The following is an 18,727-nucleotide window of genomic DNA, read 5'->3' on the forward strand; positions in this document are numbered from 1 at the left end:
AACCATACACGAGGATTGGGAATGGGAGAGATATAAGAATGAAGATAAAAGCAGGTTTGTATATCGGAATTGCGATGGTGGTTATTATTGGAGGTTCACTTCTTACGGTTAAAGGGAAGGATGCTGTAAGTCAGGCCGAGAGCCGGAAACAAGGCATACTTGAGTCAGAGCAAACGACTTTATATTATCAGAATAGTCCCGGGACGATTGCAGAGGTTGGTGCATCTACGGGGGACTCTGTGAAAGAGGGAGAGGTTCTTTTCAAAGTGAAATCAGCCGGGGAGGGAGATGTGGATGTACTCGCACCGTATGACGGATTGGTTGACCGAGTCGCTGTGAGTAAGGGAGATCAAGTACAAGGAGGAGTTTCGCTAGCAGTTGTGCAAAAGAATACGTATTACACCGACCTTTACATACAGGAAAGTGAAATTCAACAGCTTGCAGTGAATCAAAGCATTGATGTTCATTTTCCATATTTGGATCAGCCAACGCAGGTGAAGGGGAGCGTCACTTCCATCTCAACTGCTCCTCAGTTCGCAAATTTGCGGATGTCCCGGGAAAAAGGGCAAGCCGATTTGAGTATGTTTTTGGTCCGGATATCGATGGATTCGAATACTGAATTGCTTCCGGGGATGACAGCAGAGGTGAAACTTGATGAAATCACTGATTGACGAGTGGAAGTACGTCATAGGAAGTAAGTATATACGGCTAATTTTTATTGGGCCAATGATTGCAGCCTTATTTTTTGGATTAATGTTCTCGCAGAATCAACTCAATAAATCACCAGTTGTGGTCATTGATGAGGATCATAGCGAATATTCACGGCAATTGATCTCCAAAATAAATGCGTCACAATACATGAGCGTCAAGAGCGTATATGCGAGCCGAATGAGTCCTGAAACATTACTTGCCAACGAGCAGGCTGTAGCGATCATTATGCTTCCCAATCAGTTGGGATTGCGCCAACAACAAGGGAAATCGACAAATATCGGTATCTTGATGGATAACACGATGCCCTCGGGGTTGACCGGTATTCGCACTGCGATTCAGGAGATCATCCAGACGGAAAATATGACCCTTTCCATGACACGTCTGATCCAAAAAGGGATGGATACCGAGACAGCTAAAGGAATCGTGTCACCGTTATCCCTTCAGCAGCGGATGCTGTTTAATCCAACCTCCAGTTATGTCGGTTTTATGGTGCTTGGATTTGTAAATATCGTAGTATTGATGATTACAACAAGTGCAGCGGGATCGATTGTACCTCGGCTTCGTCAGGAAGGGAAACTGTTTGCCAACGGAAAGTCACCTTTTCAACTATGGGTTCGGAGTGTACCTTACGCTGCGTTGAGTTCACTTTCACTGCTTCTATCCTATGGATTGTTAAAACAGGTGGGGGGAATGCGGTTTGAAGCAGAGGCTTATCTTTTTATCATTCCGTTAGTTGTTTATGCTTTTGCCTTGTCACTCATGGGTATGCTGATTGGATACACTGCCAAAGATATGTCGAAAGTAAGCCTTCGAACCAGCTTGGTATTGTATCCCTCCTTTCTGGCTACGGGAATTCAATTAACGCCGCTGGCGTTCCCAGAACCGTTCCAAATGTTCGCATGGGCATTACCCATGAACTGGCTTAACCGTCTGATTCGTGGAATGGCGTTTAGGGACGGGGCGCTGACAGCCTACAGTCAGGAGTTGGGGGCATTGCTGATTATTATTGGCGGAATGTCCTTGTTCATGGGATTACTGTTTCTGCGGGAAACAAGGAAAGTTTCTTCCAGAAGAGCACCCCTGTTGAATACGGATATATTGCTGAGCAGTAATTAATTATTTAAGAATCGTTAAACAACGAAAAAAGGCGCACGGGAGTCATTCCTGTTGCGTCTTTCTGTTTCCATAGATTGATTTTCATTAATCGTCATCATTATATGATATAATTTCTCACTGAGAGTACAGAAATGGAGAGCAAAAACGGCTTGATCCAGCTACTCCATAGCTGCGCCCATTTGTGACCTACTGCTCAGATGAAGACTTCCAAGGGAGCACTGGCTTTTAGGATATAGAGCTGCACGCAGATAAAATTATATATTGTGGGAGTTGTCTAACGAATCATGAATAAAAAAGAAGTCGCGCATATACGCAAGCAGTTTAAACTCGATCACGATCTACTGAATATTTACGATATTCTCAACGTGTATATTACGAAGGAAACCAATGAGGTCTATCACTGGGAGCGCCACCCGTTCGAACTGGTGGACAGAGAGAAGCAGGAGCTGTACATGGGCAATTTCAAAAAATTGCTGACAGGTGATTTGGATCAGAAGTTATTTGAGTTGAAGTTCCAGGAAGCGGCGGAGGACCCGGCACAGGTATTGCTTCACCAGGCGCTGGTAACAGGTGATCCAGATGAATGGCAGGATCTGATGCTGCTGCTCGTGGATCGAATGTTGGTGGATACGAAGTTTGAGCGGGACATGGTAGCTACGTTTGTGCGTGGACAGTATTATCTGCCGACCAAGGCTAGAAACGAAGCCACGGAAGAGAGTGAGAAGAATGAGGTGTTCGCCCATCCGTTCATTCTGTGCAGCGTAAATTCCACGGAGAAACAGCGGAAGACACTCTTGTTTGATTACGTGGAGAGAGAATTCAAATACAACATTATTGTCGATCCGATTATCAAATTAAGCACGCCAGAGCAAGGATTCTTGTACCCTAGCGTGACGGACAACTACTCCGATGTGAATCGTGTACTATATTGTACAGGGAAATCCAATTTCCCAGATCCGCATTTTGTTGAAAATGTATTGAATGGAGAAAGATCCGTAACCGCACTGGAAGAACGGGCGATCTTCGAAGATATCGTCAAGGAAGTGGCCGGTGAACAGCTTGATTCAGCCACCATTGCACATGTATATGAGGAAATTAACCGAGTCATCGAGATTAACGAAGAGTCCCATGAGGAAGAACCTCCGAAGCTGGATTATAAAGATCTGGAACGTGTACTGACCGCAAGTGGTATAGAGGATCTGACAACGGAGAAAGTAGAACGTGCCTTCGAAACGATCGTTGATAACAAGAATTATGAGATGAAAGCGACCAGTGTTATGCCGAAGTTCACGTCCAAGTCCATTAAGATTGAAACCAAGGTTGCTACAATTTCAGTTAGTCCGCAAGACCTGAGATATGTGAAACAGGTGAACTACCAAGGCAGACGTTGCATCATGATTGAAGTGGACGAAGATGTTGTGATTGAAGGCTTTACCCTTAACACAGAAAAACTTATAAATGAGTGATTGATTATAGACCATGATGATGTAAAATCATCGGACAAGGACGGATAAACGTCCATCTATTGCAAAAAGCCCAAGCCTAAAGCAACACTGAACTGCTCCCTGTCATAGTAGACCGTAGAAGACTACGATGGGAGCAGATCAGTATGCCAAGGCATGGGCTGTTTTGCTGTTTCATGATTGTCGCAACAGTTGTTTGATATCCGCTGCCGGACTGGAGTCGAGCTCCTCTCTGAGCAATTCCTCCAGAACAAGATATTGGCGCTGCGCTTCGGTTCTTCGTCCGAGGGACAGATACAGCAGGATGATCTCGCGATGGATATCTTCCCGAATCGAGTCAATCTGGAGGATACGTTCAAAATAATACAGCGCCCGTAGCGGCTCGCCTTCCTTCGCGTGATAGTGGGCAGCAGTTTCCATCGTCATAATGAAATCCAGTTCCAGCTGTCTGGACCATGCGAAAGCCCACTCATAATGCCTTCCTTTCAGGAGTTCACCCGTATACAACGTGTCCATCCGCTCGAAGAGCTCGGGGCGATGTACCGAGGCCTGACGCATCTGCCGGAACAAAACCTCGAACTCGTACAGATCACAGTTGATCGCTTCCCGGTCGATACGGATACCATTCCTGTCCTTAAGAATGATCGGCACGTCACTGTTATCCCCGATAGCACGTCGCACATAGTACAGCGTGGAATTGATGTTCGTCCAGGCCTTCTGCGGACTGAGGTCCTTCCACAACGTATCGGCCAGCGCATCACGGGTAGTCGATTTGGTATATAGCAAGAATGCGAGTAACTCTTCCGTTTTGGGCGTTCTAAGCTTGATGGGGCTGTCTGCTCCGACTCCACCGAACACGGTGAATTCACCGAACAGACGAACGTTCAGTTTCGGTTCAGGCACCGCTGGCTCGGGCGTTGTAACGGACTTGTGAAGCTTTTCCTGCAACCGCTGAATGCTGCGGTTCAGTCGCTCTGCCGTGACCGGTTTAATAACGTAATCGATCACCTCTTTGTCGAAGGCCTGCACCGCATATTCCTCATATCCGGTCACCAGCACGATGGGGAGCGAAGGGTGATGTTTACGTAATTCACCAATGAGGTGCATCCCCGAGATGCGAGGCATCGTAATGTCCAGAAATGCCGCATCGAAGCTATTCTCTGCTGCATATTCACAGGCTTCCTCCGGGTCGTGAAATGCGCGAGATACTTCAACTTCTCCACTTTCTGTCAAAATGCGATTCAGTCGCTTCAGCGACAAATCCTCATCATCCACGATGATGACTTTCATCATGTTTCATACCCCCCGTTCCCATCTGTGTTTAGACGTTGATTTGGAAGATCAAATGTAATCCGCGTTCCCTCGCCGTCCAGACTTTCCATCTGAAGGTGTCTGCCATACAGCAGGTTCAGCCGGCTGGAAATATTCCATAGTCCAACGCCGTTACTGCCGTCTGTAGATTGCCGAATTTCGTCCATCCGTTGCTTGGTTATGCCAATTCCGTTGTCCTCGATGGTGAAACGTGTTTCCGTATCATTCAGATTACGAATGGACAACATGACCCGACCACCGTGAATGCTGGACATCAGACCATGCCGAATTGCGTTTTCGATCAGGGGCTGTAACGTGAGCGGCGGAATGTCCATGTTCCGGTTCACATCCGCATCCACATCGATAATGACCTCCAGCCTTGAGCCAAAGCGTGCCTGTTCAATGGCAACGTATGCTTCGATCATCTCCAGTTCGTTCATCAGGCTGGTTTTGGAGTCCAGATGTTTGAAGTGCACACTGCGCCTTAAGTAACTCGATAATTGCAAAATCAATTGTTCTGCCCGATTCGGCGCATCCACGCACAATTCGGCAATGGCGTTCAGAGCGTTATATAGAAAGTGCGGGTTCATCTGTGACCGCAAAAAAGATATTTCCGCATCTCGCGCAGCTTGCACGGATGTTTTCATCCGAGTCAAACCACCGATCCGTGCCACCAGTTCCTCCGATTCGAACGGCTTGGATACAAAATCATTGGCGCCTTTCTCCAAGGCCAGCTTCAATTGATTAGCTTTATTACTCGCCGTCAGCATGAGTACAGGCAACTCGGAAGGAGAGAAGCGCTCCCTGATCCGTTCCAGCAATTCGTAACCCGACATGTCAGGCATCATGATATCAGCAATGACGAGATGCACGGCAGGTAGCTTGTCCAGCAGCTCCAGTACCGAAGGTGAGCGTGAAGTGACCACATAACTGTAACCCTCCAGCTTCAAGAGATTCACTATGGTCTGTAAATTAGCCGAGTCGTCATCCACAATGATGATCCATTCGTCTTTATTCCCTTGTACAATCGTTGGTTCTTCGAACCGGAGTAGCCGATTACCAGGACCTGTAGGAGCGATGGTAAGTGGCATGACGTTGGAACGTTTCTCTCCTTTTTTCTCTGCCAGCGGAAAAGTCAGGATGAACGTGGCACCCATGCCGGGTGCTGATTCCGCATGAATGGTTCCGTCGTGCAGCTCGACCAGCTTGCGCGTAATGCTCAGTCCAAGACCGGTGCCTCCGGCAACGACTGGCCCCGAATCTGCTTCCTGCTCGAACGGCAGGAAGATATGTTCCAGCTTGTCTGTACCGATACCACGGCCGGTATCCACAATGCGTATTTCCGCTTTGCCTTGCACAACCGCAGCTTTGACGCTTACCGTGCCATGTTCCGTGAACTTAACTGCATTGCCGATCAGATTATGCAAAATCTGAATCAATCGGTTGCCGTCGGCATAGATCGGCGGGAAATGCGCCGGGATGCGGTTGATAAGCTCCACCTTTTTCGCGCCAAGCAGGAAGGAGTGCATACGCATGACCGATTCGACAAACGAGTACAGATCGGTCGAAGACCGGTGGAGCGGGATGTCGCCATGTTTCATTTTCGAATAATCCAGTAATTCATCGACCAGATAGGTTAATCGTCTGCCACTTCCCGTCACGATCGCCAGATTGTGCGCTTGCTCATCGGTAAGGGGACCTTCTGCGCCTTTAAGCAGGCTTTCACTGATGTTGACAATGGCGTTCAGCGGTGTTTTGAGCTCATGCGAGGTATTGGACAGGAAGTCATCCTTCACTTTGTCCAGCAAGAGCAGCTGATCTTTGAGAGTACGGACCGTACGATAGGCCTCGAAGAACCGAAGCACCGCTAGAAACAGCATCAGGATGCTGAATAGGACAATGGAAGCCTGTCCGATGTTCATATTTTCCTTGAGCGAGATCGAGAAGAGATTAATGTCCAGACAGTACAGCATGATGCTTAAGAGAGCTGCGTACCACAGAAAAGTAGACAGCCGTTCGCCCTTCTCACTGGTTAGGAATTGTTTTGCACATTGATACAGCAACCAGAGCAGCATCAACGTGTACATAACGACGACGTAAGGTGCAGCCAGCCCATAGATGGAAATAGGCAGGAGCGTGACCATACATAAGTAAGCTCCGAAGATGATCAGGATCACCGCCGTGAGCAAACCGGACAGGATGCGTGTTTTGAATCGGTAGAAGTAAAAGGTTAACAGACCCAGACATGCGACGGAGCAGAAATCTTTTAATTTATAGAGCGTGCTAAAGGAAATTTCCGTGCCGGCCATGGATAACACACGTTCGCTGATCATGCCGTTATAGAGTGCATACAGCAGACAGATTAGACCAAGCAGCAGCAGGGAATCGTCCCTGTTTCGGTAGAGCGCAGACCCCAGGTAACTGATGAGGAATATGATCGAAATGGTAGCCAATACAGCAAGCGTGCCGAATTCAACGGCTGTGCTGATTTGATGTTTTTTCAGCATGGCTGCTTGTTCGCCGAAAAAGAGTGGCCCCGGAATGCCAGCGTCCGTGTAATCATAATTAGCCACCCGGATCAGAATCTCAATGTCACCGCCATGATAAGGGAAAAAGCCAATCTGGGGGGAGTTTCCTGGTCGATATCCCGCTGATTTCTCCACGGCATGCCCATCTTCCAGTAGCTTGTTGCCATTGATATAGATTTCGCTGGCAAAACGAATGTTCATTTTTTTGATCGCCAGCGTTCCTTCAACAGGTGTATTACGCAGCACCAGTCGATACGTGGCGAAGCCGTGGGTTGGCAGTCGTTCACCATCCACTTTAAGTCGATTCCAGGAGCCGGGAACGGTTGCATAAGTGTCGGGTGTTTTCATTGGACCAGCCTGATTCGATGTTACAGATTCGTCAGGAAGCAATCGCTCCCAGTAAAACTCCCACTCCCCGTCCAGCTTGATCCGCTCGTCTTGTTCAGGGTCCCAGGCCGAGAGGTCCAGAACACCTTGACGGGCATGAAGCGCAGCAGATTGGGGTTCTCTGATCGTTGACAGCAGCAGTACGGTAATGGCAAGTACAACAGTCAGGACAACGCCTGAAATTTTTAATAACACGAAATGCTGCTCCTTTAGAGATTGTTCAATCCTCCGGTAGCTACGGACAAAATCTCTTGTATTCTATCGGCATTGTAGCGAATATCTCTGGGGGGTGCAATCATATTTCGACAAATTCCTTCATACCCACCCCGTAAATTCCAGTATGGACGCTTTTGCAGACTGTGCTTCTGTAAGTGCCCCTTTGCGCCAAGCTTTGGGTGATTCTCCCATCAGTTTGACGAAGCAACGGTTAAAGCTGGAGATGGATCGGAAGCCGACCTGCTCGGAGATGGACAGAACGGAGGCCTCCGTGCTTTTTAATCGCTTGCACGCCTCTTCGACCCGGGTACTATTCAGAAAATCGAGCGGTGTGGTTCCCATAATTTCATGGAACTTGCGGCGAAAATGCGTTGTACTCAGATGACACAGTTCAGCGAGGTAATCGATGGTCACAGGCATCATATAGTTTTTGGTGATAAACTCCAGCACGGGTGAGATGACCAAGTTACCTTGGAGGTCTCGTTCCCGTTCCTGATCCTGAGATGACAAGCGCTCGCTGCTCGCATGAATTCGAAGCAGTTCGATATATAGAGACATCAACAAGCCGTACGCGCTCTCCCGATAGTAGGGGGACTGCTGCTTCATTTCTTCTACTACTGATGTTGCGAGCATGTGAATTTTGGGATGTTGTTCCTTATTCAGAATGCAATTGGTTCCCTGAATCGCCCATAAATTCGGTTCAATGTGAGTTTGTGCTGTTTTGAGCGAATGGCGGAAGAGTTCTTCCGGTGAAAAAAAGATATAAGCCCACAGGCTGGCGTTATTAGGTGAACTGTACGTGGTATGCGGAAGGTAGCGGGGAATGAACGTGACATCGCCTGCCCGAAACGGTACAGATTCTCCCTTAATCTCCATGATTCCCTCATCCGAATAACAGATGCCAATCTCCATGTGGTTATGGAAATGAAGATGCTCACTCTTGATATCGGATATTCTCCAGCGGTCTCCACTGAGTAACAGGACAGGAAAATCAATGGGCAGGCTATAGTGACGATATTCAATGACAGGTTTCTTCGGTTTAGGCATTTTCGAGGACTCCTATGTATAAATGATTGAAATTGCACAGTTTTGTTGTGAATATGCTTAGATTGAGACTATTTTACTGCGTACAATGGAATAAGTAAAGCGTTTACAAAAAAGGACGGACACCTCTCAGGGCGCACTTGGGGGCGTGTGCGCAGGGAGAGGGGAATAACAATGCTTCAAGTGAAATATGACAGAGAACAGATTCTGCACGTAATCGAGAACGTTACCAAGAAAACACTGGATATGGATCTGACATGGGATTGGCCCGGCGGTGTGGCGTATTACGGTGTATCCAGAGCCTATCAGACGACAGGCAACCAAGAAATACTGGACAGGCTGGTGAAATGGGCGGACGAATATATCGAGCTGGGTCTGCCAAGTTGGACTGTAAATACATGTGCCATGGGTCATGTGCTCATCACTTTATATGAAGAAACCGGGGATCAGAAATATTGGGATATTGTTCTCAGCAAAGTCGATTATCTCCAGAATCATGCGCTTCGCTTTGGAGACAACGTGCTTCAGCATACAGTATCCGTTTCCAATGATTTTCCGGAACAGGCTTGGGCGGATACCTTGTTTATGGCGGCATTTTTCCTGCTCCGTGTAGGTAGCAAATTAAAAGACGAAGCCATGATCCAGGATGCGCTGAATCAGTATTACTGGCATATCAAATACCTGCAAGATCCGAGCAGCAGTCTGTGGTATCACGGTTATAACCATATCAACAAGGACCACATGTCCGGATTTTACTGGGGAAGAGCGAACGCTTGGGGAGCCTATACCATGTCTCAGGTGAAACCGCAATTGAACGACTGGTACTTGTATCCGCAATGTATGGATGTAGAGTGTGCCCTTCGCGATCAGTTGGCGGCTCTCAAGCTGGTGCAGACCGAGAACGGCTTGTGGCGTACGGTTTTGGATGACGAAGAATCGTATGAAGAGGTGTCGGCTTCCGCGGGTATTGCAGCAGCCATGATCAATAACGGTAATCCACTGCATACGAAATATGTGCAAAAAGCACTGGAAGGTATCCTGAACAACATTAGCGAAGATGGGCGTGTGCTTGGTGTATCTGGCGGTACGGCGGTAATGAAGGATCGGGATGGCTATCGCAATATTCCAAAAGACTGGATTCAGGGCTGGGGTCAGGGCCTGGCTCTCGCTTTTCTGTCCGATATGTTGAGATAGGGAGGGAACCACATTGTCCAAAACAACCAAAGGCTCCTTTACACTACCGGGAGAATCCGGTTATGAAGCACTGACGCTGGAACTTGCCGATCGGTGGGGTGCCGATGTAATCCGTGACAGTGACGGTACGAAATTGTCCGATGAGATTATCAATGCCGGATATGGCATCTATTCAACCATTTGCATTATTCGGGATCATAATGAGTGGGCATCCCGTAATCTGGATAAACTGCAGCAATGTTTTCTCATTACGAATCCGAAGGTCGCTGTGCAAGATTATGTATCCATCTATCTGATGGAGGATTTCTTCGCTCAACAATTCAGGGTGAACGATTCGAAAGAAGCATTTAAATATTGGCAAGTGTATGATCGAACGACTGGGGAAGAGGTACCTAGAGGACAGTGGAATTATGAAAGGGAATCAGGCAATGTTGTCATTACTGGTGTTGCTCCTTGGCATAAATACACGGTGAGTTTCATGGTCTATCGGATCTGGGAAGAGATCTCCATGTACAATCATACGACGAATAATTGGGATAAAGAGCATCTGATGCAGATTGACCCGATCTATACGGAAACGCAATCGTATCTACTAGATTGGATGGAAAATTGGTGCCAAAACCATCCGGAAACAACGGTTGTACGTTTTACATCGCTATTTTATAATTTCGCCTGGATCTGGGGCAGTGATGAACGGAATCGCCATCTGTTCTCGGATTGGGGTTCCTATGATTTTACGGTAAGTTCGAGAGCCTTGGATCTGTTTGCTCAGAAATATGGGTACTCACTCTCAGCCGAGGACTTTGTGAATGGTGGTAAATATCAGGTCACTCATATGCCTGCGGATCAGCGCAAACTGGACTGGATGGCATTTATCAATGATTTTGTCATTGAATTCGGTAAGAAATTAATTGATATGGTGCACAAACATAACAAGCTGGCGTATGTCTTCTATGATGACAGCTGGGTGGGAATGGAGCCGTACAATGATCGCTTTCAGGAGTTTGGATTCGACGGCATGATCAAATGTGTGTTCTCCGGTTACGAGGCTAGAATGTGCTCAGGCGTTAAGGCTGATATCCATGAGATTCGATTGCATCCCTACTTGTTCCCGGTTGGCTTAGGCGGACTTCCAACCTTCAAGGAGGGAGGAGATCCTACCCTGGATGCGAAGAAATATTGGATTAATATCCGGCGTGCGCTGCTGCGTGAGTCGATTGACCGGATTGGATTGGGTGGATATTTGCATCTGGTTGAGCCTTACCCGGACTTTGTGGATTATATCGAGAAGATTGCCCATGAATTCAGGGAAATGAAAGAGCTGCATCAGGCTGGAAAGCCTTATCAGATCAAGACAAAGGTAGCCGTGCTGCATAGCTGGGGCAAGTTAAGATCGTGGACCTTGTCCGGTCATTTTCATGAAACACATATGCATGATCTGATTCATGTGAATGAGGCCTTAGCCGGGTTGCCTGTTGACGTGCAGTTTATTGATTTTGATGATATTTGTCAGGGCGCGTTGAAGGATGTAGATGTCGTCATCAATGCCGGCTCTGCAGGTTCAGCATGGAGCGGTGGAGCGCATTGGAGTGACCACAAGTCTGTGGACTTATTGACCCAATGGGTGTATGAGGGTGGTACCTTTATTGGCATTAACCAGCCTTCGGCAATGGATGGGTACGACAGCTATTTTAGAATGGCCCACGTGCTTGGGGTGGATGAGGATACAGGCGCCAGAGTTGTCCATGGAAAATGGTCGTATGAGGTTAGTGATGAGTATGGTTTGGTGCCTGAGGGGGCTAGCATACTTCCGAAAAATAACATTTATCTTACTGATGGATCAGCAGCTGTGGTGAGTGAAACGGATGGTCAGATCACACTGTCCACACATGCTTTTGGAAAAGGAAAAGGGATCTACCTGCCTTCCTTCGAATTCAGCTGGGCAAATACAAGACTACTTCTGAATTTGATTCGATTTGCGGGCAATGAATTCCATGAAACAAAGTACATCACGGATAACTTGTACACCGAGTGCGCCTACTACCCTGAGAGCAACATATTGGTTGTGATCAATAATAGCGATCAGGTTCAGTCCACGACGATCCATACAGAGCATGGAAAACAGACCGTGGAATTGGAGCCGTATGATACGGTGATCACCAAAATTGGTTTAACAAAATCGGTATCCCCATAGCATGATGACTCGATAGACCGTATTCCTTAACCAGGAAGCGGTCTATTTTAGTTATTAGGACGTGTCTGAAAACTCCAAGGAAGCAGATTTAATAGTACGGATATTACTGTATAGTGCTAACTCTATTTAGTAGAATATTTAAATAAGGATAGGGATCATGAGCCCTAATATACTATTGTTTTCATCTTTTGAAAGGAGAGAATGCCCTAATGTACAGTTATAAAATGTTGGACAAGATAAGTATGGAAACACTTCACGAGGCGTTTGTGGATGCGTTCTCTGACTATCAGGTTAAAATGGATTTGCCTTTTTGGAAGTTTCAACAGATGCTCCAACGAAGGGGTTATCACCCCGAAATATCTATGGGAGCCTTTAAGGATGAGAGAATGGTCGGATTTGTTATCAATGGACTTCGAAGCTGGAATGGAAAGACAACTGCATATGACCTTGGGACAGGCGTTGTAAAAGATTGCAGACGGCAAGGCATTACAAGCGATCTGCTCTTAAATATTCAAAAGCTGTTAAAAGAAAAAAATGTAGAGCAATATTTGCTGGAGGTCATCCAATCCAACGAATCTGCAGTTCAGCTGTACAGTAAACAAAACTTCAAAATTCAAAGGGAATTTTCATGTTTCCAGTTGCAAAAAGATCAATTCATACCGCAAACGACCTGCACGGTGGAATGTGTGGAGAGAATCGATGTGGAGCAGTTCAAGGAATTTTGGGATGTGGAGCCCTCCTGGCAAAATTCAATTGATTCCATCTACGCTTTACCGGAAGCTTTTATCTATGTCGTTGCACGTCAGGATCACAGCATTGTTGGCTATGGCATTATAGATCAAAAAACAGGTGATGTTCCACAGCTTGCAGTGAACCAAAATTATCGGGGTAAAGGTATTGCAAGCAGCATCCTGACAGAGATGGTCCAACGCACAGAATCTCCTAAAATCAGTGTCCTCAATGTGGAGTCTCATCTGAAATCGATGCAAGATTTCCTCCTGGTCAAATCAGGTTTTGCATATCAATTGGGCCAGTACGAAATGCTCTTGAAATTATAACGTGATCGTTGTTTCAACTTAAGATCAGATCGGGTTCATACGAAAATATGTGGGGAGTTAGTGTCTGTCTTGTTGGGCCAGTTGAACGGGAGGTTGATTAAAGGCTTCCCGGAAATCCTGGATTACAGTATCCAACCCATCCTGTACTCGTTATAATAATGTTGATATATGACATGGTTAGAGGAGACAAAGACATAACATGAGCCGAAAGACATACTGTAAGCGTATTCAGTTTCTGGATGATTGGAGTCTCAAAACCAAGTTGTACATATTGTTCATCTTTTGTGTGCTGGTCCCGGTCCTGGTCACAAATACCGTGTTTTACCTAAGTATCAAAGGCAACATTGAAGAGAAGGAGCATAGCCGATTTAATGAAATGCAGCAAAGGATCAAGTTCAACCTGCGGAACAGTATAGATAATAGCTTGTATGTGTCCAATTTTCTCTATACCGATGGAACGCTGAACCGGTTCATGGAGTACAAGTATCGCGATCAGGAAGACTATTATTCTGCCTACTATGATATGCTTAGCAACAACAATCTGGTCAGGTACTACTACAGCTACCAGCAGGTGAATCAAATTACGTTTTATGTTGGCAATGATACCTTCGTCAATGGAGGAAACTTTATTAAGCTGGATGATGAGGTGAAGAAAAGCGATTGGTATCAAGCGCTGATGAACACAAGCGACCATATCATGATCTATTCGTATTTTGACAAACAACAAGCTGAGATGTCGCAAAGTCAGGGAGGACGCAAAGTAAGCATTATTCGTAAGCTGGATTACTTTGGGGAGCAGCAGGTTGAAAAGGTGTTAAAGGTTGATCTGGACTACGCTTTCATTAACAAATCGCTTAAAAATGAGGGAGCAAATGGGAAGGTGTATGTCGTTTCGGATGGCAGGGTCATTTTCTCGAACGATTCAAAAATGAATCAGATGCGCAAGCCATTTAATCTGATTGCAAACAGTCCAATTGACCCTGTTCAATCCATGCAATCGATTCCCGTCGTATCCGAGGATTGGCAGATTGTCGTCAGCACGGAGAAATTGGACGTTCTGTCGGAGATTGTTAATTCCAAGCTTAATTTGACTCTACTAATCATTCTTAATCTGTTGGTGCCGACACTGCTAATCTGGTTGATATCCAGATCACTGGTCATCAGAGTTGATCGGATAGCGAAGCACCTGGATCAAGTGAAGCATGAGAAATTTGAGGTGATATCGGGACCTGTGGGCAAAGACGAGATCGGTAGCCTGACCCATAGTTATAACATGATGGTCATCAAGATCAAGAACCTGATTGAGATTGTGTTTAAGGGTCAGGTGGAGCGGCAAGCCCTTGAGCTCTCCAAGAAGCAGGCGGAGCTGAAAGCCCTTCAGAGTCAGGTGAATCCCCATTTCATGTTCAACACGCTTGAAACGATCCGTATGAGGAGTTTGATCAAGGACGAACTTGAAACCTCCGATGTCATTCATAAACTGGCACTGCTGTTACGTCAGACGATCAATTGGGGCGATGATCTGATTACAATCGCAGAGGAAATCCATTTTGTGGAGAGTTATCTGAGTATCCAGCAGTATCGCTTTGGTGAAAAGCTGCAATTTGCAATCCGGATCACAGACGAATCCATTACTGCCATGATGATACCTAAACTAACCGTTCTCACCTTTGTGGAGAATGCTTGTATCCATGGCATTGAGGGGACGTCGAATGATGGGGTCGTGGAGGTATTATTCGAAATTCGAAGTAATGAACTGTACATTTCCATTCGAGATACCGGAGTTGGCATGGATCAGGACAAGCTGGCCTCGCTCCGCAAAATGATGCAAGATCCGAGTATGGATCGGATGAGCGAGCTTAGCAGCATTGGTATGATGAATGCATATATTCGGCTGCGGATGTATTTTGATGATTTCGTTCAGGTGCACATATTCAGTGAAAAGGGGAAGGGAACAACGATTGGCATTCAAATTCCTCTTATGCAGGCATCCCAAGAATAAGGAGCGAGGATATGATCAACGTGCTGATTGTGGACGATGAGCCATTTATTCGCCAAGGTCTTCTATTGTTAATTGATTGGGAGTCTTACGGATTTCAGATTTGCGGTCAGGCTTCCAATGGCATGCAGGCATTGGAGTGTATACGCGCTATGCAGCCCGATCTGGTGATTTCCGACATTAAGATGCCGGAAATGGACGGATTGCAGCTTGCCAAAACCTTGTACGAGCAATATAGCGGTGACATCAAGCTGATTCTTCTAAGTGGATTCTATGAGTTCGGATATGCCAAGCAGGCGATTAAATACCAGGTGGATGACTACATTCTCAAGCCTATTGTGAAGACCGAACTGGTTCAGGTGCTTGAGGAGTTCAGGGATGCATTCAATGCGCGAATGGAAGAGAAGCGATACCAGCAAAAAAAAGATCGGATTATTATGGCCCAGCATATGCAGTCGATCTTGCTTGGGGTGGCCGAGGAGGAAGCTGTTACGAGTCTGCAGCCCCACTATCAAGATGCCGGCATACTGCGTTGCATCCTGATTGAGGCGGAAGCCGGTCCAGATCAGGGAACGGATTGGTGCGCTCGTGTTGAGGCATGGGTGGGCAAGCCCTTGCCGGGACAAATTTTGAAGCCGTTCACAGGTGATAAAAATGCAGTTCTGCTCATGGTTACGGACCTGATGGTGAACCGTGAGGCAGTGACCTTGGAGCAATATTTGACCCGATTACATGCCGATCTGAGCCATGGTCAAGAGGCGGCTATTGCTTGTTATGTCGGGAAGGAAGTACATGAGTTGGAGGCGCTGCACGAGTCTTATCAATCCTGCGGCATAATGAAAAGCTTACGTTTCTTCACCACTTGCAGGCCCATTTATTACTTCGAACTTATGGATACGACCTTGTTTGTTAATCGGCCGGGACAGTTCGAAAAACAATTGTTTGATGGGCTAGTCAAGTGTATTGAGGAACAGCAGACGGATGAGTTATATAGTCATGCAACGGCGATTTTTCAATTTTTTCTGGATGAGCGAATCGAGCCTGGTATTGTCCGCATCCACTTGCATTATCTGGCATACACTTTGCTGGATCTCGTGAATAACGATACGGTTACTCCAGATTCCGGGTTGATGGAATCGACTTTTCTGAAGGTGAACTACGCGATGTTATCCATGGAGGAAAACATTGAACATTTATGCGAATTCTCGCTCATGTGCGCAGAGAAACTGAAGGAGCAGCAAAAGTCAAATGCGATGGGCGTATTAGCCAAAATTGAGGCCTTCATTCACGAGCATTACAGAGAAAATATCAGCCTGAAGTTGCTCGGGGAACAGTTTTACATGAATAGTGCATATCTGGGTCAGATTTTCAAAAAGCATTACTCGATCAGCTTCAGTGATTATTTGAATCAATTGCGTATTGAGGAAGCCGCCCGGCTGTTGCGCAGAACAGATCAAAGAGTATACGAAATCGCAACAATGGTGGGATATCGGGATTCCGATTACTTTATTAGCCGGTTCGAGAAACTCATGGGGGAGACTCCTGCACAATATCGTAAAAGTGCCCATGCTGCGTACTCTCTGGATTAACATCCTGCACTCCTTGACGGAGCGGCGGGATATTTTTTTTCGCAGATGCTGGAATTAGTGGGATTCCATCTATAGTTTATCCCGTTGAGAGGGGCATGGAAGCATGATAATTTTAAGTCAGCCTTTGGAAAGCGCTTTCCAAAAAGCTTCTGTCAATATAATCGATGGAGGGGTCATGATGAAAAAGGATGTTAGAAAAAGAATCAAGTATAGTGCTCTGCTCGCTTTAATACTGGTCATCGCACTCACTGGATGTACACCGGGATCGTCCTCAAAAGGGGAAAAGACAGCAGATGGAAGGGAATTGAAACAATTTTCCGCATTTTTTGCCGTACCGGGAAAAATTGCGCCTGACGATAATCGGGTGTTAAAGGCTATTGAGGAGAAAACAGGCGTCAGAGTTACGATGGACTGGCTTACAGGCCAAACAGCCAAAGAGCGGATTGGTGTACTCATTGCAGGCGGCGAATATCCCGATTTTATCGATGGGAGTGATGGTACTCAGCAACTGGTAGCAGCAGGAGCGTTAGTACCACTTGAGGATTACATCGATAAATATCCAAACATCAAAAATTACCTGGGCGAAGACTGGAAGAAGATGAAAAATACGACGGATGGACATATCTACTTCATTCCTCAATTCGGCAATATACAAGAAAAGTCGATGAAAGTATCCCATGATGGAGAAGCATTCTGGATTCAGAAGGCCGTATTGGAGTGGGATAATTATCCGACAATCAAAACGCTTGACCAATACTTCGACTTGATTGAACGATATAAAGCAGCTCACCCGACCGTTGATGGTCAGCCAACCATTGGATTTGAAATTATCTCCTATGACTGGCGTTATTTCGCACTGGAGAACCCTCCGCTCTTCATGGCTGGTTATCCTAACGAAGGCGCAGCCATCGTTGATAAAGAAACGCTGACGGCCAAAAACTATAATACCATTCCGGAAGCGAAGGCATATTTCAAGAAAATTAATGAGGTATATCATCAAGGCCTCGTCGATAACGAAACCTTTACAGCAAACTATGACCAATATATCTCCAAAATTTCAACCGGACGTGTGCTGGGCATGGTGGATCAAGGATGGCAGTTCCTTGACGCCGAGGCATCACTCGTGAAGCAAAAATTGTATGACAAAACCTATGTACCGTTGTCCATTACACTTTCCGAGGATGTTAAAGGGCGTTATCAGAACAATCCAATCCTTAACGTGAATGGTGGCCTGGCCATTACAAAGAGCTGCGAGGATATCGAGGGAGCACTTCAATATATTAATGATTTGCTGGACCCTGAGATGGAGGTATTGAGAACCTGGGGGCAGGAAGGCGTGGATTACCAAGTCGATGACAAAGGCGTGTTCTCCAGGAATGAAGAGCAACGTGCGAATTCCAAAGATCCGGACTGGGTGCTGGCAAACACGGGAAGCCCGTTGGTCTATTTCCCGCATCATGAAGGCATGACCGCTGACGGGAAGAATGCCCTTGACCCTAAGGAGCAGCCGGAAGAGTACCTTGCCACATTGAATGACATCGACAAAAAAGTGCTGAAGGCTTATGGATATACGAAGTTTACCGACTTTCTTGAGCCTGCGGAGGAAAATGAACCGTGGTTCCCGATCTATACCTATAATTTCGAACCAAATAAACCGGAGACCATCGCCAGACAGAAAATGGACGATGTAAAACGCAAATGGCTGCCAAAAGTGATTATGACTTCACCAGCCGAATTTGATAAAGCTTGGGAAGAATATCAAGCCACGCTCAAGGAAAGCGCAGATATTAAAGCGTATGAAGATGCGCTGACGGAAGAAGTCCGCAGACGTATGGAACTGTGGGGATAAAGGCCTGTCACACAGAAAGGCTATGGGGAACCCCGTAGCCTTTCTTACACGCTAGATTGGGAGATTGG

General features: G+C 46.4%; 12 protein-coding genes. 9 read left to right on the top strand and 3 right to left on the bottom strand.

Going from position 1 to position 18,727, the window contains the following annotated elements; all coding sequences use genetic code 11:
* Positions 1-38 precede the first annotated feature (38 nt).
* From IFU39_RS27970 to IFU39_RS27980, 3 genes are all read left to right on the top strand, one after another.
* Entirely contained in the window at positions 39-671 is a 633-nt protein-coding gene (locus IFU39_RS27970) for an HlyD family efflux transporter periplasmic adaptor subunit (RefSeq protein WP_091019724.1), read from the top strand.
* Positions 655-1,827 carry an ABC transporter permease gene (locus tag IFU39_RS27975; RefSeq protein ID WP_192136028.1) on the top strand — a complete coding sequence of 391 codons (1,173 nt, stop codon included), beginning with the start codon at positions 655-657 and terminating at the stop codon, positions 1,825-1,827. The genes IFU39_RS27970 and IFU39_RS27975 overlap by 17 nt, the downstream gene beginning before the upstream one ends.
* Before the next feature lie 284 nt (positions 1,828-2,111).
* On the top strand, positions 2,112-3,293 hold the full coding sequence (locus IFU39_RS27980) for a DUF4317 domain-containing protein (RefSeq protein WP_036668338.1): 1,182 nt from the start codon (positions 2,112-2,114) through the stop codon (positions 3,291-3,293).
* Positions 3,294-3,464: 171 nt separating this feature from the next.
* Here IFU39_RS27980 and IFU39_RS27985 read toward each other — a convergent pair whose 3' ends face one another.
* From IFU39_RS27985 to IFU39_RS27995, 3 genes are all read right to left on the bottom strand, one after another.
* Positions 3,465-4,583, bottom strand: a complete 1,119-nt coding sequence (locus IFU39_RS27985; protein WP_192136030.1) for a response regulator — start codon at positions 4,581-4,583, stop codon at positions 3,465-3,467.
* The gene (locus IFU39_RS33465) at positions 4,580-7,711 is read right to left on the bottom strand and encodes an ATP-binding protein (protein WP_192136032.1); all 3,132 of its coding nucleotides are present in this window, start codon (positions 7,709-7,711) and stop codon (positions 4,580-4,582) included. Before IFU39_RS33465 ends, IFU39_RS27985 begins: the two co-directional genes overlap by 4 nt.
* Before the next feature lie 120 nt (positions 7,712-7,831).
* A complete protein-coding gene (locus IFU39_RS27995; protein WP_192136034.1) occupies positions 7,832-8,779 on the bottom strand; it encodes an AraC family transcriptional regulator in 948 nt (315 codons plus the stop codon).
* A gap of 171 nt (positions 8,780-8,950) precedes the next feature.
* Between IFU39_RS27995 and IFU39_RS28000 the strand changes: the two genes are divergently transcribed.
* The 6 genes from IFU39_RS28000 (at position 8,951) to IFU39_RS28025 (ending at position 18,659) form a co-directional block, all read left to right on the top strand.
* Positions 8,951-9,970, top strand: coding sequence for a glycoside hydrolase family 88/105 protein (locus IFU39_RS28000; protein ID WP_091019710.1), 1,020 nt, complete (start codon positions 8,951-8,953; stop codon positions 9,968-9,970).
* A gap of 13 nt (positions 9,971-9,983) precedes the next feature.
* Complete coding sequence (gene gnpA, locus IFU39_RS28005) at positions 9,984-12,164, top strand: 1,3-beta-galactosyl-N-acetylhexosamine phosphorylase (RefSeq protein ID WP_192136036.1); 2,181 nt, start codon at positions 9,984-9,986, stop codon at positions 12,162-12,164.
* Between the two features lie 209 nt (positions 12,165-12,373).
* Positions 12,374-13,222, top strand: a complete 849-nt coding sequence (locus IFU39_RS28010) for a GNAT family N-acetyltransferase (RefSeq protein ID WP_192136038.1) — start codon at positions 12,374-12,376, stop codon at positions 13,220-13,222.
* A gap of 199 nt (positions 13,223-13,421) precedes the next feature.
* Entirely contained in the window at positions 13,422-15,224 is a 1,803-nt protein-coding gene (locus tag IFU39_RS28015; RefSeq protein WP_105602119.1) for a cache domain-containing sensor histidine kinase, read from the top strand.
* Between the two features lie 11 nt (positions 15,225-15,235).
* Complete coding sequence (locus tag IFU39_RS28020; RefSeq protein ID WP_192136040.1) at positions 15,236-16,810, top strand: response regulator; 1,575 nt, start codon at positions 15,236-15,238, stop codon at positions 16,808-16,810.
* 178 nt (positions 16,811-16,988) lie between these two features.
* Positions 16,989-18,659, top strand: a complete 1,671-nt coding sequence (locus IFU39_RS28025; protein ID WP_017690608.1) for an extracellular solute-binding protein — start codon at positions 16,989-16,991, stop codon at positions 18,657-18,659.
* Positions 18,660-18,727: the final 68 nt, after the last annotated feature.

The sequence above is a fragment of the Paenibacillus sp. CFBP 13594 genome, from assembly GCF_014842675.1.
Classification (GTDB): Bacteria; Bacillota; Bacilli; order Paenibacillales; family Paenibacillaceae; genus Paenibacillus; species Paenibacillus amylolyticus_B.

Coding starts and splice junctions, on each gene's coding strand:
- IFU39_RS27970 (WP_091019724.1), top strand. CDS start 39: ATGAAGATAAAAGCAGGTTTGTATATCGGAATTGCGATGGTGGTTATT.
- IFU39_RS27975 (WP_192136028.1), top strand. CDS start 655: ATGAAATCACTGATTGACGAGTGGAAGTACGTCATAGGAAGTAAGTAT.
- IFU39_RS27980 (WP_036668338.1), top strand. CDS start 2,112: ATGAATAAAAAAGAAGTCGCGCATATACGCAAGCAGTTTAAACTCGAT.
- IFU39_RS27985 (WP_192136030.1), bottom strand. CDS start 4,583: ATGATGAAAGTCATCATCGTGGATGATGAGGATTTGTCGCTGAAGCGA.
- IFU39_RS27995 (WP_192136034.1), bottom strand. CDS start 8,779: ATGCCTAAACCGAAGAAACCTGTCATTGAATATCGTCACTATAGCCTG.
- IFU39_RS28000 (WP_091019710.1), top strand. CDS start 8,951: ATGCTTCAAGTGAAATATGACAGAGAACAGATTCTGCACGTAATCGAG.
- IFU39_RS28010 (WP_192136038.1), top strand. CDS start 12,374: ATGTACAGTTATAAAATGTTGGACAAGATAAGTATGGAAACACTTCAC.
- IFU39_RS28015 (WP_105602119.1), top strand. CDS start 13,422: ATGAGCCGAAAGACATACTGTAAGCGTATTCAGTTTCTGGATGATTGG.
- IFU39_RS28020 (WP_192136040.1), top strand. CDS start 15,236: ATGATCAACGTGCTGATTGTGGACGATGAGCCATTTATTCGCCAAGGT.
- IFU39_RS28025 (WP_017690608.1), top strand. CDS start 16,989: ATGAAAAAGGATGTTAGAAAAAGAATCAAGTATAGTGCTCTGCTCGCT.